General features: G+C 33.4%; 13 protein-coding genes and 2 tRNA genes. 10 read left to right on the forward strand and 5 right to left on the reverse strand.

Annotated elements, in window-relative coordinates; all coding sequences use genetic code 11:
- Nucleotides 1-97 precede the first annotated feature (97 nt).
- The 6 genes from LG651_RS00655 (at nucleotide 98) to LG651_RS00680 (ending at nucleotide 11534) form a co-directional block, all read left to right on the forward strand.
- On the forward strand, nucleotides 98-2194 hold the full coding sequence (locus LG651_RS00655) for a bifunctional aldolase/short-chain dehydrogenase (RefSeq protein ID WP_226694240.1): 2097 nt from the start codon (nucleotides 98-100) through the stop codon (nucleotides 2192-2194).
- Between the two features lie 132 nt (nucleotides 2195-2326).
- A complete protein-coding gene (locus tag LG651_RS00660; protein WP_226694241.1) occupies nucleotides 2327-3607 on the forward strand; it encodes a sugar isomerase in 1281 nt (426 codons plus the stop codon).
- Nucleotides 3608-3614: 7 nt separating this feature from the next.
- Nucleotides 3615-4985 carry an FGGY-family carbohydrate kinase gene (locus LG651_RS00665; protein WP_226694242.1) on the forward strand — a complete coding sequence of 457 codons (1371 nt, stop codon included), beginning with the start codon at nucleotides 3615-3617 and terminating at the stop codon, nucleotides 4983-4985.
- Between the two features lie 29 nt (nucleotides 4986-5014).
- Nucleotides 5015-6430 carry a purine-cytosine permease family protein gene (locus LG651_RS00670; RefSeq protein WP_226694243.1) on the forward strand — a complete coding sequence of 472 codons (1416 nt, stop codon included), beginning with the start codon at nucleotides 5015-5017 and terminating at the stop codon, nucleotides 6428-6430.
- Between the two features lie 205 nt (nucleotides 6431-6635).
- On the forward strand, nucleotides 6636-9833 hold the full coding sequence (locus tag LG651_RS00675; RefSeq protein ID WP_226694244.1) for a SusC/RagA family TonB-linked outer membrane protein: 3198 nt from the start codon (nucleotides 6636-6638) through the stop codon (nucleotides 9831-9833).
- 15 nt (nucleotides 9834-9848) lie between these two features.
- Entirely contained in the window at nucleotides 9849-11534 is a 1686-nt protein-coding gene (locus LG651_RS00680) for a RagB/SusD family nutrient uptake outer membrane protein (protein ID WP_226694245.1), read from the forward strand.
- Between the two features lie 243 nt (nucleotides 11535-11777).
- Here the strand turns inward: LG651_RS00680 and LG651_RS00685 are convergent, their stop codons facing one another.
- Nucleotides 11778-12482, reverse strand: coding sequence for a queuosine precursor transporter (locus LG651_RS00685; protein WP_226694246.1), 705 nt, complete (start codon nucleotides 12480-12482; stop codon nucleotides 11778-11780).
- 72 nt (nucleotides 12483-12554) lie between these two features.
- Here LG651_RS00685 and folK point away from each other — a divergent pair, with 72 nt between their 5' ends.
- Complete coding sequence (gene folK, locus LG651_RS00690) at nucleotides 12555-13685, forward strand: 2-amino-4-hydroxy-6-hydroxymethyldihydropteridine diphosphokinase (RefSeq protein ID WP_226694247.1); 1131 nt, start codon at nucleotides 12555-12557, stop codon at nucleotides 13683-13685.
- Here the strand turns inward: folK and LG651_RS00695 are convergent.
- The 4 genes from LG651_RS00695 to LG651_RS00710 are packed head-to-tail and all read right to left on the reverse strand — an operon-like array spanning nucleotide 13649 to nucleotide 16791.
- Nucleotides 13649-14785 (reverse strand): DUF6688 domain-containing protein, encoded by a 1137-nt coding sequence (locus tag LG651_RS00695; protein WP_226694248.1) that lies wholly within the window; start codon nucleotides 14783-14785, stop codon nucleotides 13649-13651. The genes folK and LG651_RS00695 overlap by 37 nt on opposite strands.
- A 56-nt stretch (nucleotides 14786-14841) precedes the next feature.
- Complete coding sequence (locus LG651_RS00700) at nucleotides 14842-15495, reverse strand: class I SAM-dependent methyltransferase (RefSeq protein WP_226694249.1); 654 nt, start codon at nucleotides 15493-15495, stop codon at nucleotides 14842-14844.
- Nucleotides 15488-16258 (reverse strand): hypothetical protein, encoded by a 771-nt coding sequence (locus tag LG651_RS00705; RefSeq protein ID WP_226694250.1) that lies wholly within the window; start codon nucleotides 16256-16258, stop codon nucleotides 15488-15490. Before LG651_RS00705 ends, LG651_RS00700 begins: the two co-directional genes overlap by 8 nt.
- A complete protein-coding gene (locus tag LG651_RS00710; protein ID WP_226694998.1) occupies nucleotides 16255-16791 on the reverse strand; it encodes an RNA methyltransferase in 537 nt (178 codons plus the stop codon). The genes LG651_RS00705 and LG651_RS00710 overlap by 4 nt, the downstream gene beginning before the upstream one ends.
- 219 nt (nucleotides 16792-17010) lie before the next feature.
- Between LG651_RS00710 and mutS the strand changes: the two genes are divergently transcribed.
- The 3 genes from mutS to LG651_RS00725 all read left to right on the forward strand — a co-directional run bounded on the left by mutS (nucleotide 17011) and on the right by LG651_RS00725 (nucleotide 19904).
- Nucleotides 17011-19623 carry a DNA mismatch repair protein MutS gene (gene mutS / locus LG651_RS00715; RefSeq protein WP_226694251.1) on the forward strand — a complete coding sequence of 871 codons (2613 nt, stop codon included), beginning with the start codon at nucleotides 17011-17013 and terminating at the stop codon, nucleotides 19621-19623.
- A gap of 98 nt (nucleotides 19624-19721) precedes the next feature.
- Nucleotides 19722-19793, forward strand: a tRNA-Gly gene (locus LG651_RS00720).
- Between the two features lie 27 nt (nucleotides 19794-19820).
- Nucleotides 19821-19904: transfer RNA gene (locus LG651_RS00725), tRNA-Leu, on the forward strand.
- The last annotated feature ends 256 nt before the right edge of the window (nucleotides 19905-20160 follow it).

A 20160-nucleotide genomic window follows, 5' to 3' on the forward strand; every position in this document is an offset into this window, starting at 1 on the left:
ATTAATAAAAAGCAGCATAGTGCAGGATTGAATTATGATAATCTTAACTTAAATTGGCTATCATCATTATTAAATAAAGACATAAAAAAACTAAAATATGATTAAAAAATATAAGCATGTTAATTACTTGTGGGACGAAAATAAAGCTAAGACCTTAGGAGATGACCAAATTGCATTATTTCTTTATCGTTCTAATATATTAGGTGCTGACTTAAGAATTACAAACTATGGTGGAGGAAACACCAGCTGTAAAACCATAGAAAAAGACCCTTTAACTAATGAAAATGTTGAAGTTATGTGGGTAAAAGGTTCTGGTGGCGATATTGGCACATTAACACGAAGTGGTATTGCCGGTTTATACACAAAAAGATTACGAAATTTAAAAAATGTTTACCAAGGTTTGCATGATGAAGATCGTATGGTAAGCCTTTTTAACCATTGCATTTTCGATTTAAATAGTAAAGCTCCTTCCATAGACACGCCATTACATGGTTTACTGCCATTTGCTCATATCGATCATTTACACCCAGATGCTTTAATTGCAGTGGCCGCCGCTAAAGATGGTGAAAAAGTAACCAAAGAAATTTGGGGCGACACAATGGGTTGGGTGCCATGGCAAAGACCAGGTTTCGACCTTGGGTTGCAATTAGAAAAATGCTTGAACGAAAATCCAGGAATTAAAGGAATTGTTTTAGGTAGTCACGGTATATTTACCTGGGGAAACACATCTTACGAAAGCTATATAAACAGTTTAGATGTAATAGAACAAGCCTCAGAATTTATTGCTCAAAAAATAAAAGAGAAAGGCTCTGTGTTTTCAGGTAAAAAAATAGAAAGTTTACCAAAAGAAGAACGCTTAGAAAAAGCATCACAAATAATGCCAATTCTTAGAGGCTTATGCTCATCGGAACAACGAATGGTTGGGCATTTTTCAGATAGTGAAACGGTTTTAGAATATATAAACAGTAACGATTTAGAAAGACTGGCTCCCATGGGAACATCTTGTCCAGATCATTTCCTACGAACTAAAATTCAACCATTAGTTTTAAAATTAAGTAAAGACGAAGACTTAACAAATACAGAAATTATTCTAGAAAAATTAAAACCAGAGTTTAACCAGTACAGAAAAGAATACACAAACTATTATAACGTCTGTAAAAACAACAATAGTCCGGCTATGCGAGATCCTAACCCGGTTATAATAATATATCCTGGTGTTGGTATGTTTAGCTTTGCAAAGAACAAGCAAACAGCTCGAGTTGCAAACGAATTTTACGTTAACGCTATTAACGTAATGAAAGGTGCTGAAGCGATAACCGAATATACATCTTTACCTCGACAAGAAGCATTTAATATTGAATATTGGCTACTGGAAGAAGCAAAATTACAGCGCATGCCTAAAGAAAAACCACTTTCCAGAAAAGTTGCTCTTATTACAGGGGCTGGTGGTGGTATTGGTAAAGCAATAGCCGATAAATTAGCCGCCGAAGGCGCCAATGTTGTGCTAACAGATATTAATGAAGAAAGTTTAGTTGCCGCAAATAGCACCTACCCTAACGACACTTCTACCTATGTCGTTTGCGATGTTACAAACCCAGATTCTATTGCCAATGCTTATAAAAAAGCATGTTTAACTTTTGGAGGCATTGATATCATTGTACACAGCGCCGGATTAGCAATATCAAAACCATTAAATGATACAACAGAAAAAGATTGGGATATTTTGCAAAATATTTTAGTTAAAGGCCAGTTTAATTTAGCAAAACAGTTTTCAAAGATTAACAAAAAACAAGGTTTAGGTGGCGACTTTATTTCAATTGCTAGTAAAAACGGCTTAGTTGCTGGCCCAAACAATGTTGCTTATGGAACAGCAAAAGCTGCCCAACAACACATGGTACGATTATTAGCTAGCGAAATGGCAAAAGAAAAAATTAGAGTAAATACAGTAAATCCAGACGGCGTTATAATTGGAAGTAAAATTTGGCAAGGTGCTTGGGCAGAAGGCCGTGCGAAAGCCAATAATATATCCATTGAAGAACTACCTGCATTTTATGCAAAACGTAACTTACTTAACGAAATAATTACGCCACAAGATATTGCTAATGGTGTTTTTACACTTGTTGCAATTTTAAACAAATCAACAGGAAACATAATAAATATCGACGGAGGCATGGCAAATGCTTTTGTTAGATAAGAAAATATATTGTTAATTAGTTTAGTTAGTAAAAACTTCCACGGAAAATTTAAATTTAAAGTGGAAGTTTTATTATCTTAAATTACACAGGTGTAAATATATTTTACAGCTTCAAAACAAATTAATGAGCGAATGCGAATAAATCAAAATCAAATACAAGAAAACAATAAAACATCAATAAAAACGCTCGAAGAGCAATTTAATTACACATCAAACACCTTAAACAATAAAGGTGTAGATGTAAATGCAATTATAAAAAAACTACAGAATCTTCAAATTGCAATTCCAAGTTGGGCCTTAGGAGCTGGCGGAACAAGATTTGGAAGATTTTCTTTTTTTGGAGAACCCAAAAATTTAGAACAAAAAATTGAAGATATAGGTATTTTAAATGCTTTAACTCATTCTGCAGGGGCAGTTTCATTACACATACCATGGGATATCCCAGAAGATTATAATGGTATTAAAACATTAGCAAATAGTTTAAATATTAAGTTTGATGCTGTAAACTCCAATACGTTTCAAGACCAAAACAATGCGGCATTAAGCTATAAATTTGGTTCCTTAAGCAATACTTCAAAAGATATTAGGCAACAAGCCATTCAACACAACATAGACGTTATAAATATTGGTAAAAAACTAGGGTCAAAAAGTTTAACCGTGTGGCTGGCAGACGGCGCTAGTTTTCCTGGTCAAAACAACTTCCAAACTGCTTTAATTAACACAGAAAATAGTTTAAAAGAAATTTATGCTACGTTGCCCAAAGATTGGAAAATGCTAATTGAATATAAACCCTTTGAGCCTAATTTTTACAGCACTGTTATTCAAGACTGGGGCACATCATTTATGCTTGCGACTGCCTGTGGAGATAAAGCATACTCGCTCGTAGATCTTGGTCATCATTTACCAAACTGTAATATTGAACAAATTGTTTCAACATTAATGTATAAAGGAAAACTTGGCGGGTTTCATTTTAACGACAGTAAATATGGCGACGACGATTTAACTGTAGGAAGCATAAAACCATACACCCTGTTCTTGATTTTTAACGAGTTGGTTTATGGTATGGAAAACAACCCTAACAACCCAGATTTAGAATGGATGATTGATGCTAGTCATAATTTAAAAGATCCATTAGAAGATTTACTACAATCCCTAGAAGCCATACAAGAGGCATTTGCTAAAGCCCTACTAATAGATCAAAACAAATTAAAAAACGCGCAGTTAAACAACGATATTGTTACATGCCAAGAAATATTACACGATGCTTATCGCACCGATGTTAGACCATTAGTAGCCAAAGCTCGATTAAACCTAGGTGGCGCAATAAACCCTATAGAAACTTATCGCGCCTTAAACGTAAGAAACCAATTAATTAAAGAAAGAGGTAAATACTCTATTGCAACCGGTTTATAATATTTTTATGATTAATGTAACAGCTATTTTTGATATTGGAAAAACGAACAAAAAATTTTTTCTGTTTGACAAAGACTACAAAGAAGTTTATAAAGAATATATACAATTTGATGAAATAAAAGATGAAGATGGACACCCCACCGAAAACTTAACCGAACTTTTAAATTGGTTAAAAACCGTTTTTGAAAAAATATTAACTTCAAAAGCATTTAATGTAACAGCCATAAATTTTTCAACCTATGGCGCAAGCTTAGTGCACATTAATAAAAATGGGGAAGTTTTAACTCCGCTTTACAACTACACAAAACCAATAAAAAAAGAAATTGTAAATTCCTTTCTAGAAAAATACGGCCCAAAAGAAACCTTTTTAAAGGCAACAGGCTGTTATAATTTAAACTTATTAAATTCTGGCTTACAACTTTATTGGTTAAAACAAACTAAACCAGAAATTTTTAAAGAAATTAAATACACCTTACATTTTCCTCAATACTTAAGCTATGTATTTACTGGAATTCCTCTTAGCGAATACACAAGTATTGGCTGCCATACGGCATTATGGGATTACACTAAAAAAGACTATCATGATTGGGTATATAAAGAAAAATTAGATACCATTTTACCCACCATAGTTTCCACAGAAACAAGCATCAACATGAACTATAATGGCAGAAGAATTAAAATTGGTGTTGGTATTCATGACAGTTCATCTGCATTGTTACCTTATATACGAAGCATCAAAAAAAAATTTGTATTAATTTCAACAGGTACATGGAGCATAACATTAAACCCTTTCACAGAGCAGCCACTAGTAGACGATAACCAGGAAAAAGATTTTATAAATTATATGCGAATTAATGGTAAACCTGTAAAAGCCACACGTTTATTTTTAGGAAACGAATATAAAATTCAAATAAACAAATTACATAAACACTTTGGGGTTCCAGAAAACTATCATCGTGAAGTTAAATTTAATTCAGAAATCTTCACTAAAATAAATAAAGATTTTAAACACATGTTTAAATGGGAAAGTTTAAACGAAAGCCAAATGCCACCAAAAACAACAATACCTTATACTAATTTCGATGAGGCCTACCACCAACTCATGCTTGAATTAGTACTACTTCAAATTAAAAGTATAGAAGATGTTATTGGAAATGAGGAAATAAAAAAACTCTATGTAGATGGCGGTTTTAGCGACAACGATTTATACATAAATTTATTATCGCACTTTTTTAGAAACACCAAATTAAGAACCACAAATGCATCATTAGGCTCTGCGCTTGGCGCTGCCTTATCTATTTCTGATAAAAAACTAAACTCGAAATTTTTAAAAAAGAATTACTCCCTAAAAAAACATGTTCCCTTTATAATATCATAAAAAAACCAACCGAACTAAACTAAACATTAATGAAACCGATTAATAGCAAAATAAAAGAGCAAAAAACAAATTCCAGTGGCGAGTTTGAGCGAACTGCTGTACCACAAAAAAAATTAAAAAGTTGGTCTAATTTCTTAGGCGTGTATGCAGGAGAACATGCTGCTGGTACAGAATTTTTAATAGGTCCTTTATTTCTTACTGCCGGCGTAAGTGCCTTCGATTTAATTATTGGATTACTTTTAGGAAACTTTTTAGCTGTTCTTAGCTGGCGATTTTTAACCGCAGAAATAGCTGTAAAATACAGATTAACTTTATACTACCAGCTAGAAAAAATTTGTGGTAAAAAGCTTGTTATTGGTTATAATCTTGCGAACGGTATTTTATTTTGTTTCTTAGCCGGATCCATGATAACAGTTTCGGCAACAGCAGTTGGAATTCCGTTTAATATGCCTATGCCCAAACTAACCGACAGTATGCCAAATGGCCCCACTTGGATTGCTATTGTATTGTTTATAGGTATTGTAATATCGATAATTGCTGCAAAAGGTTACAATACTGTAGCAAAAGCTGCAAATTATATGTCTCCAGTAATTGTTACGGGCTTTATTTTATGCGGAATTGTAGCTTTAAAACAGCTAAACGTGACTAGTTTTAGCGATTTTTGGAATATTTGGGGTGAAGGCACAAAACCCTTTCCCGGACAAATAAAATACACGTTTTGGCACGTTGTAATCTGGTCTTGGTTTGCTAATGCCGCCATGCACATCGGTATGTCAGACTTATCTGTTTTTAGGTTTGCAAAAAAGGCATCGGCCGGTTGGACAACGGCTGCAGGAATGTATATTGGCCATTTTATGGCTTGGGTTGCAGCGGCCTTATTATATGCTGTATATTTAAAATCTCCCGAAGCAATAGCTATATTAAACCAAGGTGAAGCACCTCCTGTTGCTCCCGGCCCATTAGCTTACAACGCCATAGGTGTTTTTGGAATTTTAGTAGTTGTACTAGCAGGTTGGACTACGGCAAACCCAACAATTTACAGGGCTGGTTTGGCATTTCAAGCTATTTTTCCAAAGTTAAGCACATCAAAAGTTACTTTTTTAGCTGGATTGGTAGCTACAATTGCCGGTATTTTTCCCGCTTTTGCTATGAAACTTCTTAGTTTTGTTGCCTTATACGGTTTTATTCTAGCGCCAATTGGAGCCATCATTGTATTCGAGCATTTCTTTGCAAAGAGATTTGGACTTGTTAAAAATTATGCAGAAATTAAAACTTTAAATTTCAACAAATCTGTTCTATTTGCTTGGGCTTGTAGCTTTGGCATATTTTATTTTTTATCTATTCAATTTAATATATTCCTATCGTTTCTTACACTTCCTACTTGGTTATTTTGTGGTATACTTTATTTAATATTCAGTTATTATTTCCAAAAACAAAAATTTTGAATATTCGGTTATTTTCTTTTAAAAATTACACGCTTTAACCTTGTAATCAATTTACAACTCTTAACAAATAAACTCACTTCCTGCGGTGGCATAACATCCTATTTCATACAGGATGGAGCAGGATGCTACCAAAAATTATAAATTCTACTTTTATTAAACAAAATAAACTACCGCGCTAACTTAATCATTAACTAAATTCATTTTTATGAAAGAAAACTTATTTCAAAAAATGCGAATTTCAAATTATTTTGCAAAAAATTCGTGTTTCAAATTATTAAGTCTAATACTCGTTATAAACACGTGTTTTAGTACTGCAACTGCTTATGGTAACGAAGTTTATGGAGCAAATAGAGACCTCTATTCCGTTCAAAATTTAATTATTTCCGGAATAATAACAGACAGCAATAATATTCCTTTACCTGGAGCAAGTATTTCAGAAAAAGGAACCACTAATGGCGCCTATTCAGATTTTGACGGAAACTTTTCAATAGAAGTTACTAGCGAAAACCCGACATTAATAATCTCATACGTAGGTTATGTTACAAAAGAAATTTCGGTAAACAATCAATCAAACATCAATATTATTTTAGAGGAAGATGCTCAAAGTCTAGATGAGGTAATTGTTGTTGGTTACGGAACTGCAAAACGTAAAGATATCACGGGTTCGGTTGAACGAGTTACGCTAGAAGATTCTCCAGTAGCGCTATCGTCTAATACAAGTATTCTACAATCGGTTAGAGGCGCAACACCTGGTATTAATATTGGAACTCAAAATCAAGCAGGCCAAACTCCAAGTATTATTATTAGAGGGCAAAATTCAATAAATGGAAATAACGACCCCTTAATTGTGCTAGATGGCATTGTTTTTCTTGGTAGTGTAAACGACATAAACCCTAACGACATTGCTTCTATAGACATTTTAAAAGATGCATCGGCGGCAGTGGTTTATGGTTCTCGTGCAGGTAACGGTGTTATTTTAATAAATACTAAAAAAGGAAAAACATCAAAACCAGTTATTAAACTTTCTTCAAATACTGGTGTTAATGTTTGGCAAAATAAACCTAACCTTTTATCAAGAGATGCCTATTTAGAAAAATATGCTACTCAAGTTGGTGCTGCTTCGGTAGATGACATTGTTTGGGAAGAGGAATATAGAAACGTGCTGCAAGATGAAGGCGTTGATACAGACTGGATAGACCTTGTATCTCGTACAGGTACTATTCAAAAGCATAATGTTTCTGTGTCAGGAAGGTCAGATAATTTCAATTATTTCTTTTCTGGTGGTTATGAAGAGCAACAAGGTGTTATTTTGGGTGACGATTTTAATAGAATCTCACTTCGTTCAAGGCTTCAAGCCGATGTTACCGATTGGCTCGAGGTTGGTATAGATGGTTCATATACCAATAGCGATTTTTCTGGTGTTACTGCAAATCTTGGACAAGCTATGTTTATAGCTCCTATTGGCTATCCGTATAGATACGATGGGCAACCATTTAATACAGCCTCTAACACCTCTACCGACTTAGAAAGGTACCCTACTGCCAACAACGTGGAAAATCCGCTTTGGGGAACAGATGGAACACGCGATTTATTCGATAAACGAAACTATTTTAGGTTAGCTGCGAATGCAACGGTTAAAATACCATGGATAGAAGGTTTAAAATACACCGTAAACTATTCCATTAGTTCGCAATACAGAAGCTTAGATAGTTTTTATTATGAAGGTTATTACATAGGGCTTCCAACAGAAGGAGAACCCTATTTTAATAGGTACTCACAGGAGGCAATACAAGCCAATCTTTCGCAAGCAAACGGGTCTAACTCACGTTATAAAGATTATAATTATGTAATTGATAATATTATTAATTACAATAAAAGTTTCAATCAACATAATATAGATTTAACCTTAGTAGCAACACGCGACTACAGAAAAGCAGATGTCTCTACCCTATCTGGCAATAACTTTGCTTCTTTAGGTAATACAAGCTTGGGTGTAAACGGGCTTACATTTGCCGAAACAATCAATAATTCTTACGACATAACAGAAAGATCTAATGTTGGCTACTTAGGTAGAATAGCTTACGGATTCGACAATAAATATAATATTACAGCTTCAGTAAGACGTGATGGTGCATCTGTTTTTGGTGAAGATAATAGATTCGGTACATTTTGGTCTGTAGGTGGTGCCTGGACAGTAACCAAGGAGAACTTTTTAAAACCGAATAAAATATTAAGCTATTTAAAAATAAATGCCTCTTATGGTACAAATGGAAACCAAGGTTTAGACCCATACGAAACACTTTCGGGTGTTATTACTGGGCAACCAGGAGATATTGAATATGCTTTTGGAGACAACCCTTCTGAAAGTGAATTTGGAATTGAACAAACAAGTTTAGGAAACACCGAATTAGGATGGGAATCTACAACTGCTTTAAACTTCGGGATTCATTCAAGTTGGCTTGATAGTAGAATTAATTTAAATGCTGATGTTTATTTTTCTAAAACCAGAGACCAAATTTTTAACAGAAATATTCCAAGTACAAGTGGCTTTACATCAATACTAGCAAGTTTAGGACAAATTGATAACCAAGGTGTTGAAATTTCTTTAGAAACTACCAATTTTAAAACAGATAAATTCTCTTGGACATCTAATTTAGCTTATTGGAAAAACAGTAATAAAATAGCAGAGCTATATGGCGATGATATTGATGGGGATGGTGTTGAAGACGACGATATTTCAAATAGCTTATTTATAGGCGAATCTCTTGGAGCCATTTATGGTTACGAATATATTGGGGTAGTTCAAGAAAGCGATACGCAATACATTGCCGATACAGGAGCCGAACCAGGAGACGCCATGTATAGAGATTTAGATGGCGTTCCAGGAATTACCGCAGATGGTGATCGAAAAATTTTAGGGTTCACGGCACCAAACTTTAGAATGTCCTTTGCAAATACTATAAATTATAAAAACTTAAGTTTATACTTTCTATTTACAGGAACCTTTGGTGGTAATGGGTATTATTTAGGTTCTAACCCCAGACACAATTCTTTACAAAACAGATTTGACTACAACGATATTGATAACGGCGCTTGGTGGACACCCGAAAACCAAAGTACAACAAACCTTCGTGCAGATTTTAACGATTCGAGATACTTAGGTTTACAATCTAGAGGTTTTGTTCGCTTACAAAATATAAACTTAAAATATAGTTTTAATCAAGACCTTTTAAATAGATTAAATTTAGGAATAGCATCGTTAGATTTATATGCAAATGCAGACAATCCACTAATATTCACAAACTGGTTTGGTGGTGGCGACCCAGAACTAGGCGTATCTGCGCAAAGTGGCACTTTACCTGTAATGACAGCATATACTGTAGGTTTAAACGTTAGCTTCTAATTTAAAAAAAACAATATGAAAAAATATTTAAAATATAAAATAGTAATTATAGCGGCTATTCTTTTAAATCTTAGCTGCGACGATGAAGAGTTTTTAACTCAAGATCCTGAAACTTTTTTAACTGTAGATAATGTTTTTACATCTGGAGTTCAAGTCGAGCAACTAATACTTACAATGTATCAGCAAGACAGGGCTCTTCATGGGTATATCGATAACAACCAAGGTCGAGTAATGTATGGTCAAGGCACCGATGTTTTTACCGTTCCAACATTTAGAGAAAACACAAATTTTAGTGATTATAACTCTACAATTACCCCAAATGCAGGTAGATTATATAATATTTATACCGATTTATATCAAATGATTGGTAGAGCTAACTTAGCCATTTCTTTAGCAGAACGAGAGGATATTCCTTTTGAATCCGAAGACATAAGAAGTTATGTACTTGCACAAGCCAAATTTTTTAGAGCCAAAGCTCATGGGCAAGCAGCCGAACTTTTTGGTAGAGTTGCCATTGTAGATGAACCAACAACAACCGTTAGGTTTGACTACGAACAATCTGAGAGATATGAAATATACCAATTTGCAATAGACGATTTAGAATCTATACTTGATGATTTACCAGAAACTACTAACGAACCTGGTAGAGTTGTAAAAGGTGCAGCTCAACATTTTTTAAGCGAATTTTATTTAGGACTTGGTATTGAAACCAACAGCGATACTGCCTACGATCAAGCGATTAATTATGCGTCTGATGTAATTGATGGTGGCATTTACTCTTTAATGACAGAGCGATTTGGCTCTAGAGCTACCGAAGCAGGAAAAAACGTATGGTGGGATTTATTCCGTTTAAACAACCAAAACTATGCCGATGGGAATACCGAAAGCATTTGGGCGTATCAATTCGATTATCAAGCATATTTAGCAGGTGATGAAAACGCAAGACTAGCATTACCCTATTATTTAAGCCCAGTATGGCGAGCTATTCCTGGAGTTATTGGTGAAGATGAATATACTGGCGGTCGTGGTGTAGCTTTTTTAAGACCAACAGAACTAACAGAAACCATAATATGGGAACCTAGCATTTCTGATGGCGATATGAGAGGAGACGAAAGCAATATTAGACGCACCGTGTACTATAACGACCCTAGTTACGAAAATGGGTCCTTAGTAGGACAAGAAGTACCGCAAGACGAACTAGATGCAGCTAATATTGGGTTAGCAGATGGAGCGTATTTCCCAATATACGAAAAGTTTACGACCGATCAATTTGAAGGATTAGAAGACGGAGAAAGACGTCAAAATATTTGGAGAGACGATTACGTTATTAGACTTCCAGAAACTATTTTATTAAGAGCTGAAGCTAAATTAAGAAAAGGCGATAATCAAGGCGCTGCAGACGACATTAATATTATTAGAGAAAGAGCACAATGTAATATTTTGGCAACAGCTGCTATGGTTGATTTAGATTTTATTTTAGACGAAAGAGCAAGAGAGCTATTTGGAGAAGAAAGTCGCTGGAATACCCTATTACGCATGGGAGGCAGCATTGCTTCCGATAGAATTAGAACTTATGCAAGATACGACTATCAAGTAAATAGTTTAACCTTCGATTTTAATACATTTCCAATTCCACAAACGGTTATCGACAGAAATAAAGATGTTGTTTGGGAACAAAACCCAGGTTGGGAAAACAGATAATTAACAACCTTAATCTTAAAAAAATAAAAAGCCAAAATATTACATTTTGGCTTTTTATTTATAAGTTTAAAAATATCTTTAAAACTTGTGTAAATTAATTTTAAGCACAATTAATATGTTATTGTAAAATTGGCTTAGGCAGAAACGAAACAATAACATAACTTACCAAGAAGTACCCAAAACTTTCCAAAGAATCGCAAATAGGTTTTCTTTTTTAAGTATAATTTTTTAAAATCGATCGTGTTAAAGCAAATTAATTTCTTCGTTTGTTTTTAAATTGAAGCGTTTTTTAAACAAATACACACCCAAATATAAAAATGGCGTATCGCAAGCCGCAACTATAACCTTGAATAAAAAGCCACTTACCAGTAAACCTTTAAAGTTAGCCCATTCAATAATACCAAACGAGCACAATAAAAATACAATGGTAAAAGTATCGACAAACTGAGAGGTCCAGGTTGAAAAATTATTACGTAGCCACAGTTTTTTACCTTGAGTAACGCGTTTCCAGAAGTGATAAATTTGAATATCGACAAACTGCGCAAACAAATAGGTAAGCATACTTGCAAAAACGGCAATGGCCGAATTACCAAACACATTCTTAAACGTAGTATCATCTATAGCAGACCACGATGTAGCGGGTACTGCGCTAGAAATATAAATGATTAATAGCGAAAATATCGAAGCAAATATACCCGCGATAACCACATCGTTAGCGCGTTTTTTACCGTAAATTTCGCTTATTAAGTCGGTAATTAAAAAGGTAATTGGGTAAGGTAAAATGCCAACAGAAATCTCAAAAAGCTTGCTGCCAAAAATTTCAATATCAAACGGATACCAATAAAAAAACTTTTGAAAAATAAGATTAGAAACCACCAAAGACGTTATAAATAAAGCACCTAAAAGGATATAAATGCGCTGAGCGGCAAGTTTGTTTTTGTCTGTCATTTATAATTGTGAATAATTAACTCAGGTAAATATAAAAGAATAAAATTTGATTTAGTTATTTTGCCATCTCTTATGGATAACTTCACAACATATTATATAGCACTTGGCAGTAATAAAGGCGATAAATTTAAAAATTTACAAGCGGCTGTTAAGGCTATTTATCATAAAATTGGGAATGTAAAATTGATCTCTAAGATTTATAAATCGGAAGCTTTAGGGTTTAAAAGTGATGATTTTTTTAATTGTTGCCTTATTTTAGAAAGCCAATTAAAACCAGCTAAGGTGCTACGTACGTTATTAGCCATAGAAACAGACTTGGGCAGAACACGCACTAAAACAAATGTTTATGAAGCAAGAACCATTGATTTAGATATAGTTTTTGCCGAAGACCAAATTGTCGATACAAAATTACTAAAGTTGCCTCACCCCGAAATGCACAAACGCAAGTTTGTTTTGCAACCTTTAGCAGATATTGCGCCTAAAATAAATCATCCAATACTTAATGCCGCAGTCGAAGATTTATTAAGCACCTGCCAAGACAATTCGGTATTGGAGCCTTTAAACGTGTGGATAAAAAACCCAAGTAAAGCGTATAATTTAGCCAAATTTAATTACATAGCTATTGAAGGAAATATTGGTGCAGGAAAAACGAGTTTAGCAACAAAAATTGCACACGATTTTAATGCTAAATTAATTTTAGAACGTTTTGCCGATAATCCTTTTTTACCAAAATTTTATAAAGATGCTTCACGTTATGCTTTTCCGCTTGAAATGTCGTTTCTGGCAGACCGTTATCAGCAAATTAGCGACGATTTAGAGCAGCTCGATTTATTTAAAAATTTCGTGGTTAGCGACTACGATGTATTTAAATCTTTAATTTTTTCAAAAATCACCTTACAAGAAGATGAGTTTAAGCTTTATCGAAAATTATTTTACCTAATGTACAAGGATATCGCTAAACCAGAACTTTATGTGTATTTATACCAAAACACAGAGCGTTTACAACAAAATATAAAAAAACGCGGCAGAAAATACGAACAAGACATAGCCGACGAATATCTTGAAAAAATAAACACGGGCTATCTGGAATTTTTAAAAACTCAAACAGACTTTAACGTAAAAATAATTGATGTTTCCGATAAAGATTTTGTTAAAAATAGAGCCGATTATATTTGGGTTTTAGAGCAGGTTTGTGGCGAGTAACTATTTTTAATTTTCTGCCTATCCTTTGGATTTAAATATTGCATAGCTATTCTGTTTTCTGGGTTTTTATCTACACAATAAAGTGTAAATAGAAAAATCCATTCCAAAGGTTTCATTAAAATATAAACGATATTAGAAATGTTGGAATTATTAAATAGATAATAATGTTTATGAATTTTAGCGCCCACTTTATTATAATTCTTTCTAAGAAAATAATGTGCTTTGGGTAATTTTTTATGAAGTATTTCTTCAAAAGCGTTCGAAATTAAAAGTTGCCTGTTGCAAATTATTTTTTCGTTATTTCTTTCTCCTAATCTTATAGGTTTTACTATTTTTTTATTCCCTAATGCGCCCACCGAACATAAAAAATGTCCACCACAGTTTACATTATCACATAAATAATCAAGTTGAGAAAAACCATGTTTGTAGGTATCTGTAAAAGCCCGTATTAAAGTGTCTGGTTTTTGTCCGAATAAAAACAACAAAAGCGAGAAAACTATTAATAAAGGAACTAGTAAAACTATTAATACGGGATATTTTATTAATGGTTTTAAATGCAAAACTTTGAAACAAATTCTGTCCAATAATTTAATCGGAGCAACTTTGTTTTTGTAATTGTGTTCAATTAACAATAAGTGATTTTTATGAAGTTGAAGTATTAAAAGTAAAATTAATGGGGAGTTGCCAATTAAAATCATTAATCCGCCAAGTTCAACAGGTTTAATGTGAAACATCATTATGCCATTTATTACTAACCCAAGAATTAATAATGTGTTTAATAATAATTCTGGAATGGGAGCAAAAATGGCAACTCTAAAACTAGAAAAGGCATAAGCCATTATACAAATTATTATAAGTGTATAAATGCCAAATTTGTTTTCTGGCGCAAATGCAGGACTATCAGTACAGCAACTGTTTTCTAATCCCCAATCGAAAAACATAAAAAACAAAAACGGAAAACCAGCAAAAATAAACAGTGCAACAGGTTGCCAAATACGCTTTTTGGTTAGTGTTTTACCTTTAACCAAATACGCTGTAAAATTTACTATTACAAATAAAAAAGGGATAGCTAATATTATAGGTAAAACTAAAAAGCCCATTATGATATTGGTTTCGAGCTAAGTTATTATTATTCGGGGGTTAAATCAAGTTTTAATTATATTTTAAAAAGCGTTGTTACTATTTGCCCTTTATTATTTTTTAAAACATGCGAATTAAGTATGGTTTTACTCGTAATGTTTAAGCCAAAAGGCGATTTTAAAATATCAACACCACTCTGCTTTTTAGTTCTATTTCCTTGGCCCGAAATAATATCGATGTTTGCAGTAAAATCACCCTTTGGAATATGCTCGGTTAATAAAATGTATTTGTAATGTTTTAGCTTTTTTACAATGCGTTCTATTTCTGTATTCGATAAATGCTGAAGCACTTGTCTTAACACGATACAATCAGCTTTAGGAAGCTCGTCTTTGGTAATATCGAGACAATTAAACGTTAAGTTTTCGGCCTGAAATTTGACTTGGTTTCGTGTTATTAATGGCTCAACAATATCGATTGCGATATAATTTTTTGTGTGCTTGTAAAAATGTTTCCCAATATTAAAATCGCCACAACCTAAATCGCAAACAGTGATAGGTTTGCTAAAAGATTTAAAAAAATGAGTAACAACTTCTATATACGGATTTATAATTTCGGGATCGTGAGAACCTTCACCCGAATAAAAATCATGGTCATTTCCTCCCCATAGGTGCAAGTCGTAAATTTGAGTCATGGCATCTTTTGTTGGCCATGGTTTTTTGGGTTTACTCATAGTATTCAATTTCACGATAAATAGCCTTTGTTAACTGTCTTTTTTCATAATGTTTCATGATAATCCAATTGTTTTTATCATCAAACTCATATTTAAAATTTACTGTTTTTAAATGCTTATTGTTTTTATTGAAAATTTTATCCTTCGTTCTGAGTCCTTTTCGGTTTCTAACATGGACAATTCTATCGTATTTGTATGTGCTGTCCGATTTTGTCCAGTCCGATTCAATCATTTGTCCTTTTTTGTTGTAAGTAAAAGTGGTTATTAAATTACGACGCAGGTTTTCGGTGTATAAATCCATTACAGAATACAAAAAAACACATGTTATGAGTTCGTTTTGTAGGTTGTAATTGTAAGACTCGTTATAATTAGTTAGATTATTGTTGCGGGTGTAAGAAGTCGTTTTTTTATAAATTTCACCATTTTGGTAAGTGTATAGTGTTCGGTATTTTAACGAATCTTCTAGAATTATTGTTTCTGTATAATCAATTTTGTTATTCGTATTATAAAAATAGGTGGTTCTGGTTGATATATAGGGTTCGTTTTTGTAAAATGTTTTACGTTTGTTCTGGGTTATTTTACCTTGTTTGTTGTAGTAGTATTCGTTTATTTCGGAAGTTGAGATATGTTTTTTTCCGTCGGAATATCGTGTGGAATAAGTTTCAGTTTCAGTAACTTTCTTGAAATTTTTGTTTTGTTCATCCTCTTGCCCAAAAGATGCTAAGCATAGCAATAACAATAAAAATGCGGTTATTTTTTTCATTTAATGCTACTCAATTTACTAAAAACATCCCAAACTACTACACCACAACTTACCGAAATATTTAAGGAGTGTTTTGTCCCAAATTGCGGAATTTCAATAACATAATCGCTTTCGCTTACTACGTTTTGGGCTACACCTTTAACCTCATTACCAAACACTAGTGCATATTTTGTGTTAGGCTCAATTTTAAAATTGTTTAACATAGTAGCCTTTTCAGCTTGTTCAATAGAACAAATCTTTATGTTTTCTGCCTTAAGTTTGTTAATTACCTCTAAAGTGTTTTCCGCATATTCCCAACCTACAGTGTCTGTGCTTCCTAAAGCGGTTTTGTGTATGTCTTTATGTGGAGGCGTTGCAGTAATACCGCATAAATAAATTTTTTCAACTAAAAAGGCATCACTTGTTCTAAAAACCGAACCAATATTGTTTAAGCTTCTAATATTATCCAGAACAATAATTAAAGGTGTTTTTTCTGTAGCTTTAAAAGCTTCAACACTAAGCCTGTTTAATTCGCTGTTTTTTAGTTTACGCATTACTGTTTGTTTTTTCATTTCCTTTAAAGTGGAAATCTTATAAAAGTTTTAATGTCATTAGGTTCGTAATAACATTGGTAATTGTTGAAAATCTATCGCAAATTGTAAATAAAATATCGTTTTTCATTTTAAATAAAAAGTTGAAAATACATTACTTTAGCAATCTTACAATCTCGATAAGTATCGAGGCAAAAATAACATTTAAAAATCACTTTACAGTTGGCTAAAAAAGCAAAAAAAGTAACCCCGTTAATGAAGCAGTATAATGCCATTAAAGCAAAATATCCAGATGCTTTATTATTGTTTCGTGTGGGAGATTTTTACGAAACTTTTGGAGACGATGCGGTTAAAGCGGCTGGTATTTTAGGCATTATTTTAACCAAACGAGGCGCTGGAAGTGAAAACGAAACGGCTTTAGCTGGTTTTCCGCACCATTCTTTAAATACATATTTGCCAAAATTGGTAAAAGCGGGAGAACGCGTTGCTATTTGCGACCAACTTGAAGATCCTAAACAAACCAAAACCATTGTAAAAAGAGGAGTTACCGAGCTTGTTACACCTGGTGTTGCTTTAAATGATGAAGTGTTAACATCAAAAAGTAACAATTTTTTATGTTCGGTATATTTCGATAAAAAAACAATTGGGATTGCTTTTTTAGATATTTCTACCGGCGAATTTTTAACCTCACAGGGGAATGCTGAATATATTGATAAGTTAATTCAAAATTTTAACCCTAGCGAAGTTCTGGTTTCTAAACAGAAAAAAGCCATTTTTAAAGACACTTTTGGAGACGATTTACACACTTTTTATTTAGAAGATTGGGTATACCAAACCGATTACGCTAACGAAACTTTAATTAAACATTTTAACACAAAGACTTTAAAAGGTTTTGGGGTTGAAGATTTGTATGAAGGCATTATTGCATCAGGTTCCATACTTCATTATTTAAGCGAAACACAGCATAACAAATTAAAGCATATTACTGCCATTGCAAGAATTGCTGAAGATGATTATGTGTGGATGGATAAATTTACAATACGTAATTTAGAACTTTATAGCTCAACAAATAACAATGCGGTTACGTTATTAAATATTATCGATAAAACCATTTCGCCAATGGGCGGGCGCATGCTAAAACGTTGGTTAGCCTTACCGTTAAAAAGTAGCGATAAAATTAAGCAGCGCCACGAAGTTGTACATTTTTTAAAAACTGAAAGCGGCACGCTTCAAAATATACAAAACCATATAAAACACATTGGCGATTTAGAGCGATTAATCTCAAAAACAGCAACCGGAAAAGTAAGTCCGCGCGAGGTTATTCAGCTTAAAAATTCATTAGAAGCTATTGTTCCCATAAAATCGATAGCATCAAACTGCGAAAACGACTCTTTAAAAGTTATTGGCGATACGTTACAAGGTTGTGATGTGCTTCGTGAAAAAATAAAACAGACCTTAAATGAAGATGCGCCTGTTAATGTTTTAAAAGGAAATACAATTGCTGAAGGCTTTTCAAAAGAGTTAGATGAGCTTAGAAATTTATCAAAATCTGGTAAAGATTATCTTGATAAAATGTTGGAGCGCGAAAGTGAGCGCACTGGTATTCCGTCATTAAAAATAGCTTCAAATAATGTGTTTGGGTATTATATTGAGGTTAGAAACACCCATAAAGATAAAGTGCCTACAGATTGGGTTAGAAAACAAACTTTAGTAAGTGCAGAACGCTATATTACCGAAGAATTAAAGGAATACGAAACCAAAATTTTAGGTGCAGAAGAACGTATTTTGGCCATTGAACAACAGCTTTTTGCCGATTTGGTTAGTTGGATGAATTTATACATAAAATCTGTGCAACAAAATGCTTTTTTAATTGGGCAATTAGACTGTTTGTGTGGTTTCGCACAGTTAGCAAACGATAATAATTATGTGTATCCAACAATTGATGATTCATTCGATTTAGACATAAAGGAGGGGCGCCACCCAGTTATTGAAAAACAATTACCAATAGGTGAAGCTTACATAGCAAACGATATTTTTTTAGATAGAAGCGAGCAACAAATTATAATGATTACCGGCCCAAATATGTCTGGTAAATCTGCTATTTTGCGTCAAACTGCATTAATTGTATTGTTAGCCCAAATAGGAAGTTTTGTGCCTGCAAAAGAAGCAAAAATAGGGTTAGTTGATAAAATTTTTACACGGGTTGGTGCAAGCGATAATATATCGATGGGCGAATCTACTTTTATGGTAGAAATGAATGAAACCGCTTCAATTTTAAATAATATAAGCGACAGAAGTTTGGTGTTGCTCGACGAAATTGGGCGTGGTACAAGTACTTACGATGGTATTTCTATAGCTTGGGCAATAAGCGAATATTTGCACCAACACCCTGCGCAACCAAAAACATTGTTTGCAACGCATTACCATGAGTTAAATGAAATGACTGAAACTTTTGAGCGCATTAAAAACTTTAATGTTTCAGTAAAAGAACTAGAAGATAATGTATTATTTTTAAGAAAGCTAGTTAAAGGCGGAAGCGCGCATAGCTTTGGTATTCATGTAGCAAAAATGGCAGGAATGCCACAATTAGTTTTACAGCGTGCTAATAAAATTTTAAATAGATTAGAACAATCGCATTCTAGTGAAGAACTCACCGATAAGGTAAAAACTTTAGAAAACGATATGCAACTCAGTTTTTTTAATTTAGACGATCCTTTATTAGAAAATATTAAAGATGAAATTTTAAACACTGATATTGACACACTTACACCTGTAGAAGCTTTAATGAAATTAAATGAAATAAAACGTATGTTGGTTAAGAAAAAACATGCATAAAATTATTTTTATTAATTTTTTAAAAAAGGCTTTGTAATTAAAAGAAAAGGTTTAAATTTGCATCCGCAATCGAGAGGTTGCACGTTCATTAAAAGACTGCGAAAGTAGCTCAGGGGTAGAGCATCACCTTGCCAAGGTGAGGGTCGCGGGTTCAAATCCCGTCTTTCGCTCTGATACTTTCTAAAATATACCAAGTTGCTGAAGTGGTGGAATTGGTAGACACGTTGGACTTAAAATCCAATGACCATTAGGTCGTGCGGGTTCAAGTCCCGCCTTCAGTACAAAAGCCGTTGTTAATCAATTGATTTTCAACGGTTTTTTTTGTTTTTAGCAGCTTTTTTTCCTTCATTTTAACATCAAGAGCTTTAAGTTAGCAATCTAATCCCTTAAAAATACAATTTAAAGCCACAGATAGACTATTCGTTTAAAGCTTCAATCATCTTAAATATTAACAAAAAGATAAGACTCCATTTTCAACTTTTAACAGCTTTTCAACGTATATTCCTGTAAATTTGCTTCCGCGAAAGCGCTAACCCC

The organism is Neotamlana sargassicola (genome assembly GCF_020523965.1).
Classification (GTDB): Bacteria; Bacteroidota; Bacteroidia; order Flavobacteriales; family Flavobacteriaceae; genus Neotamlana; species Neotamlana sargassicola.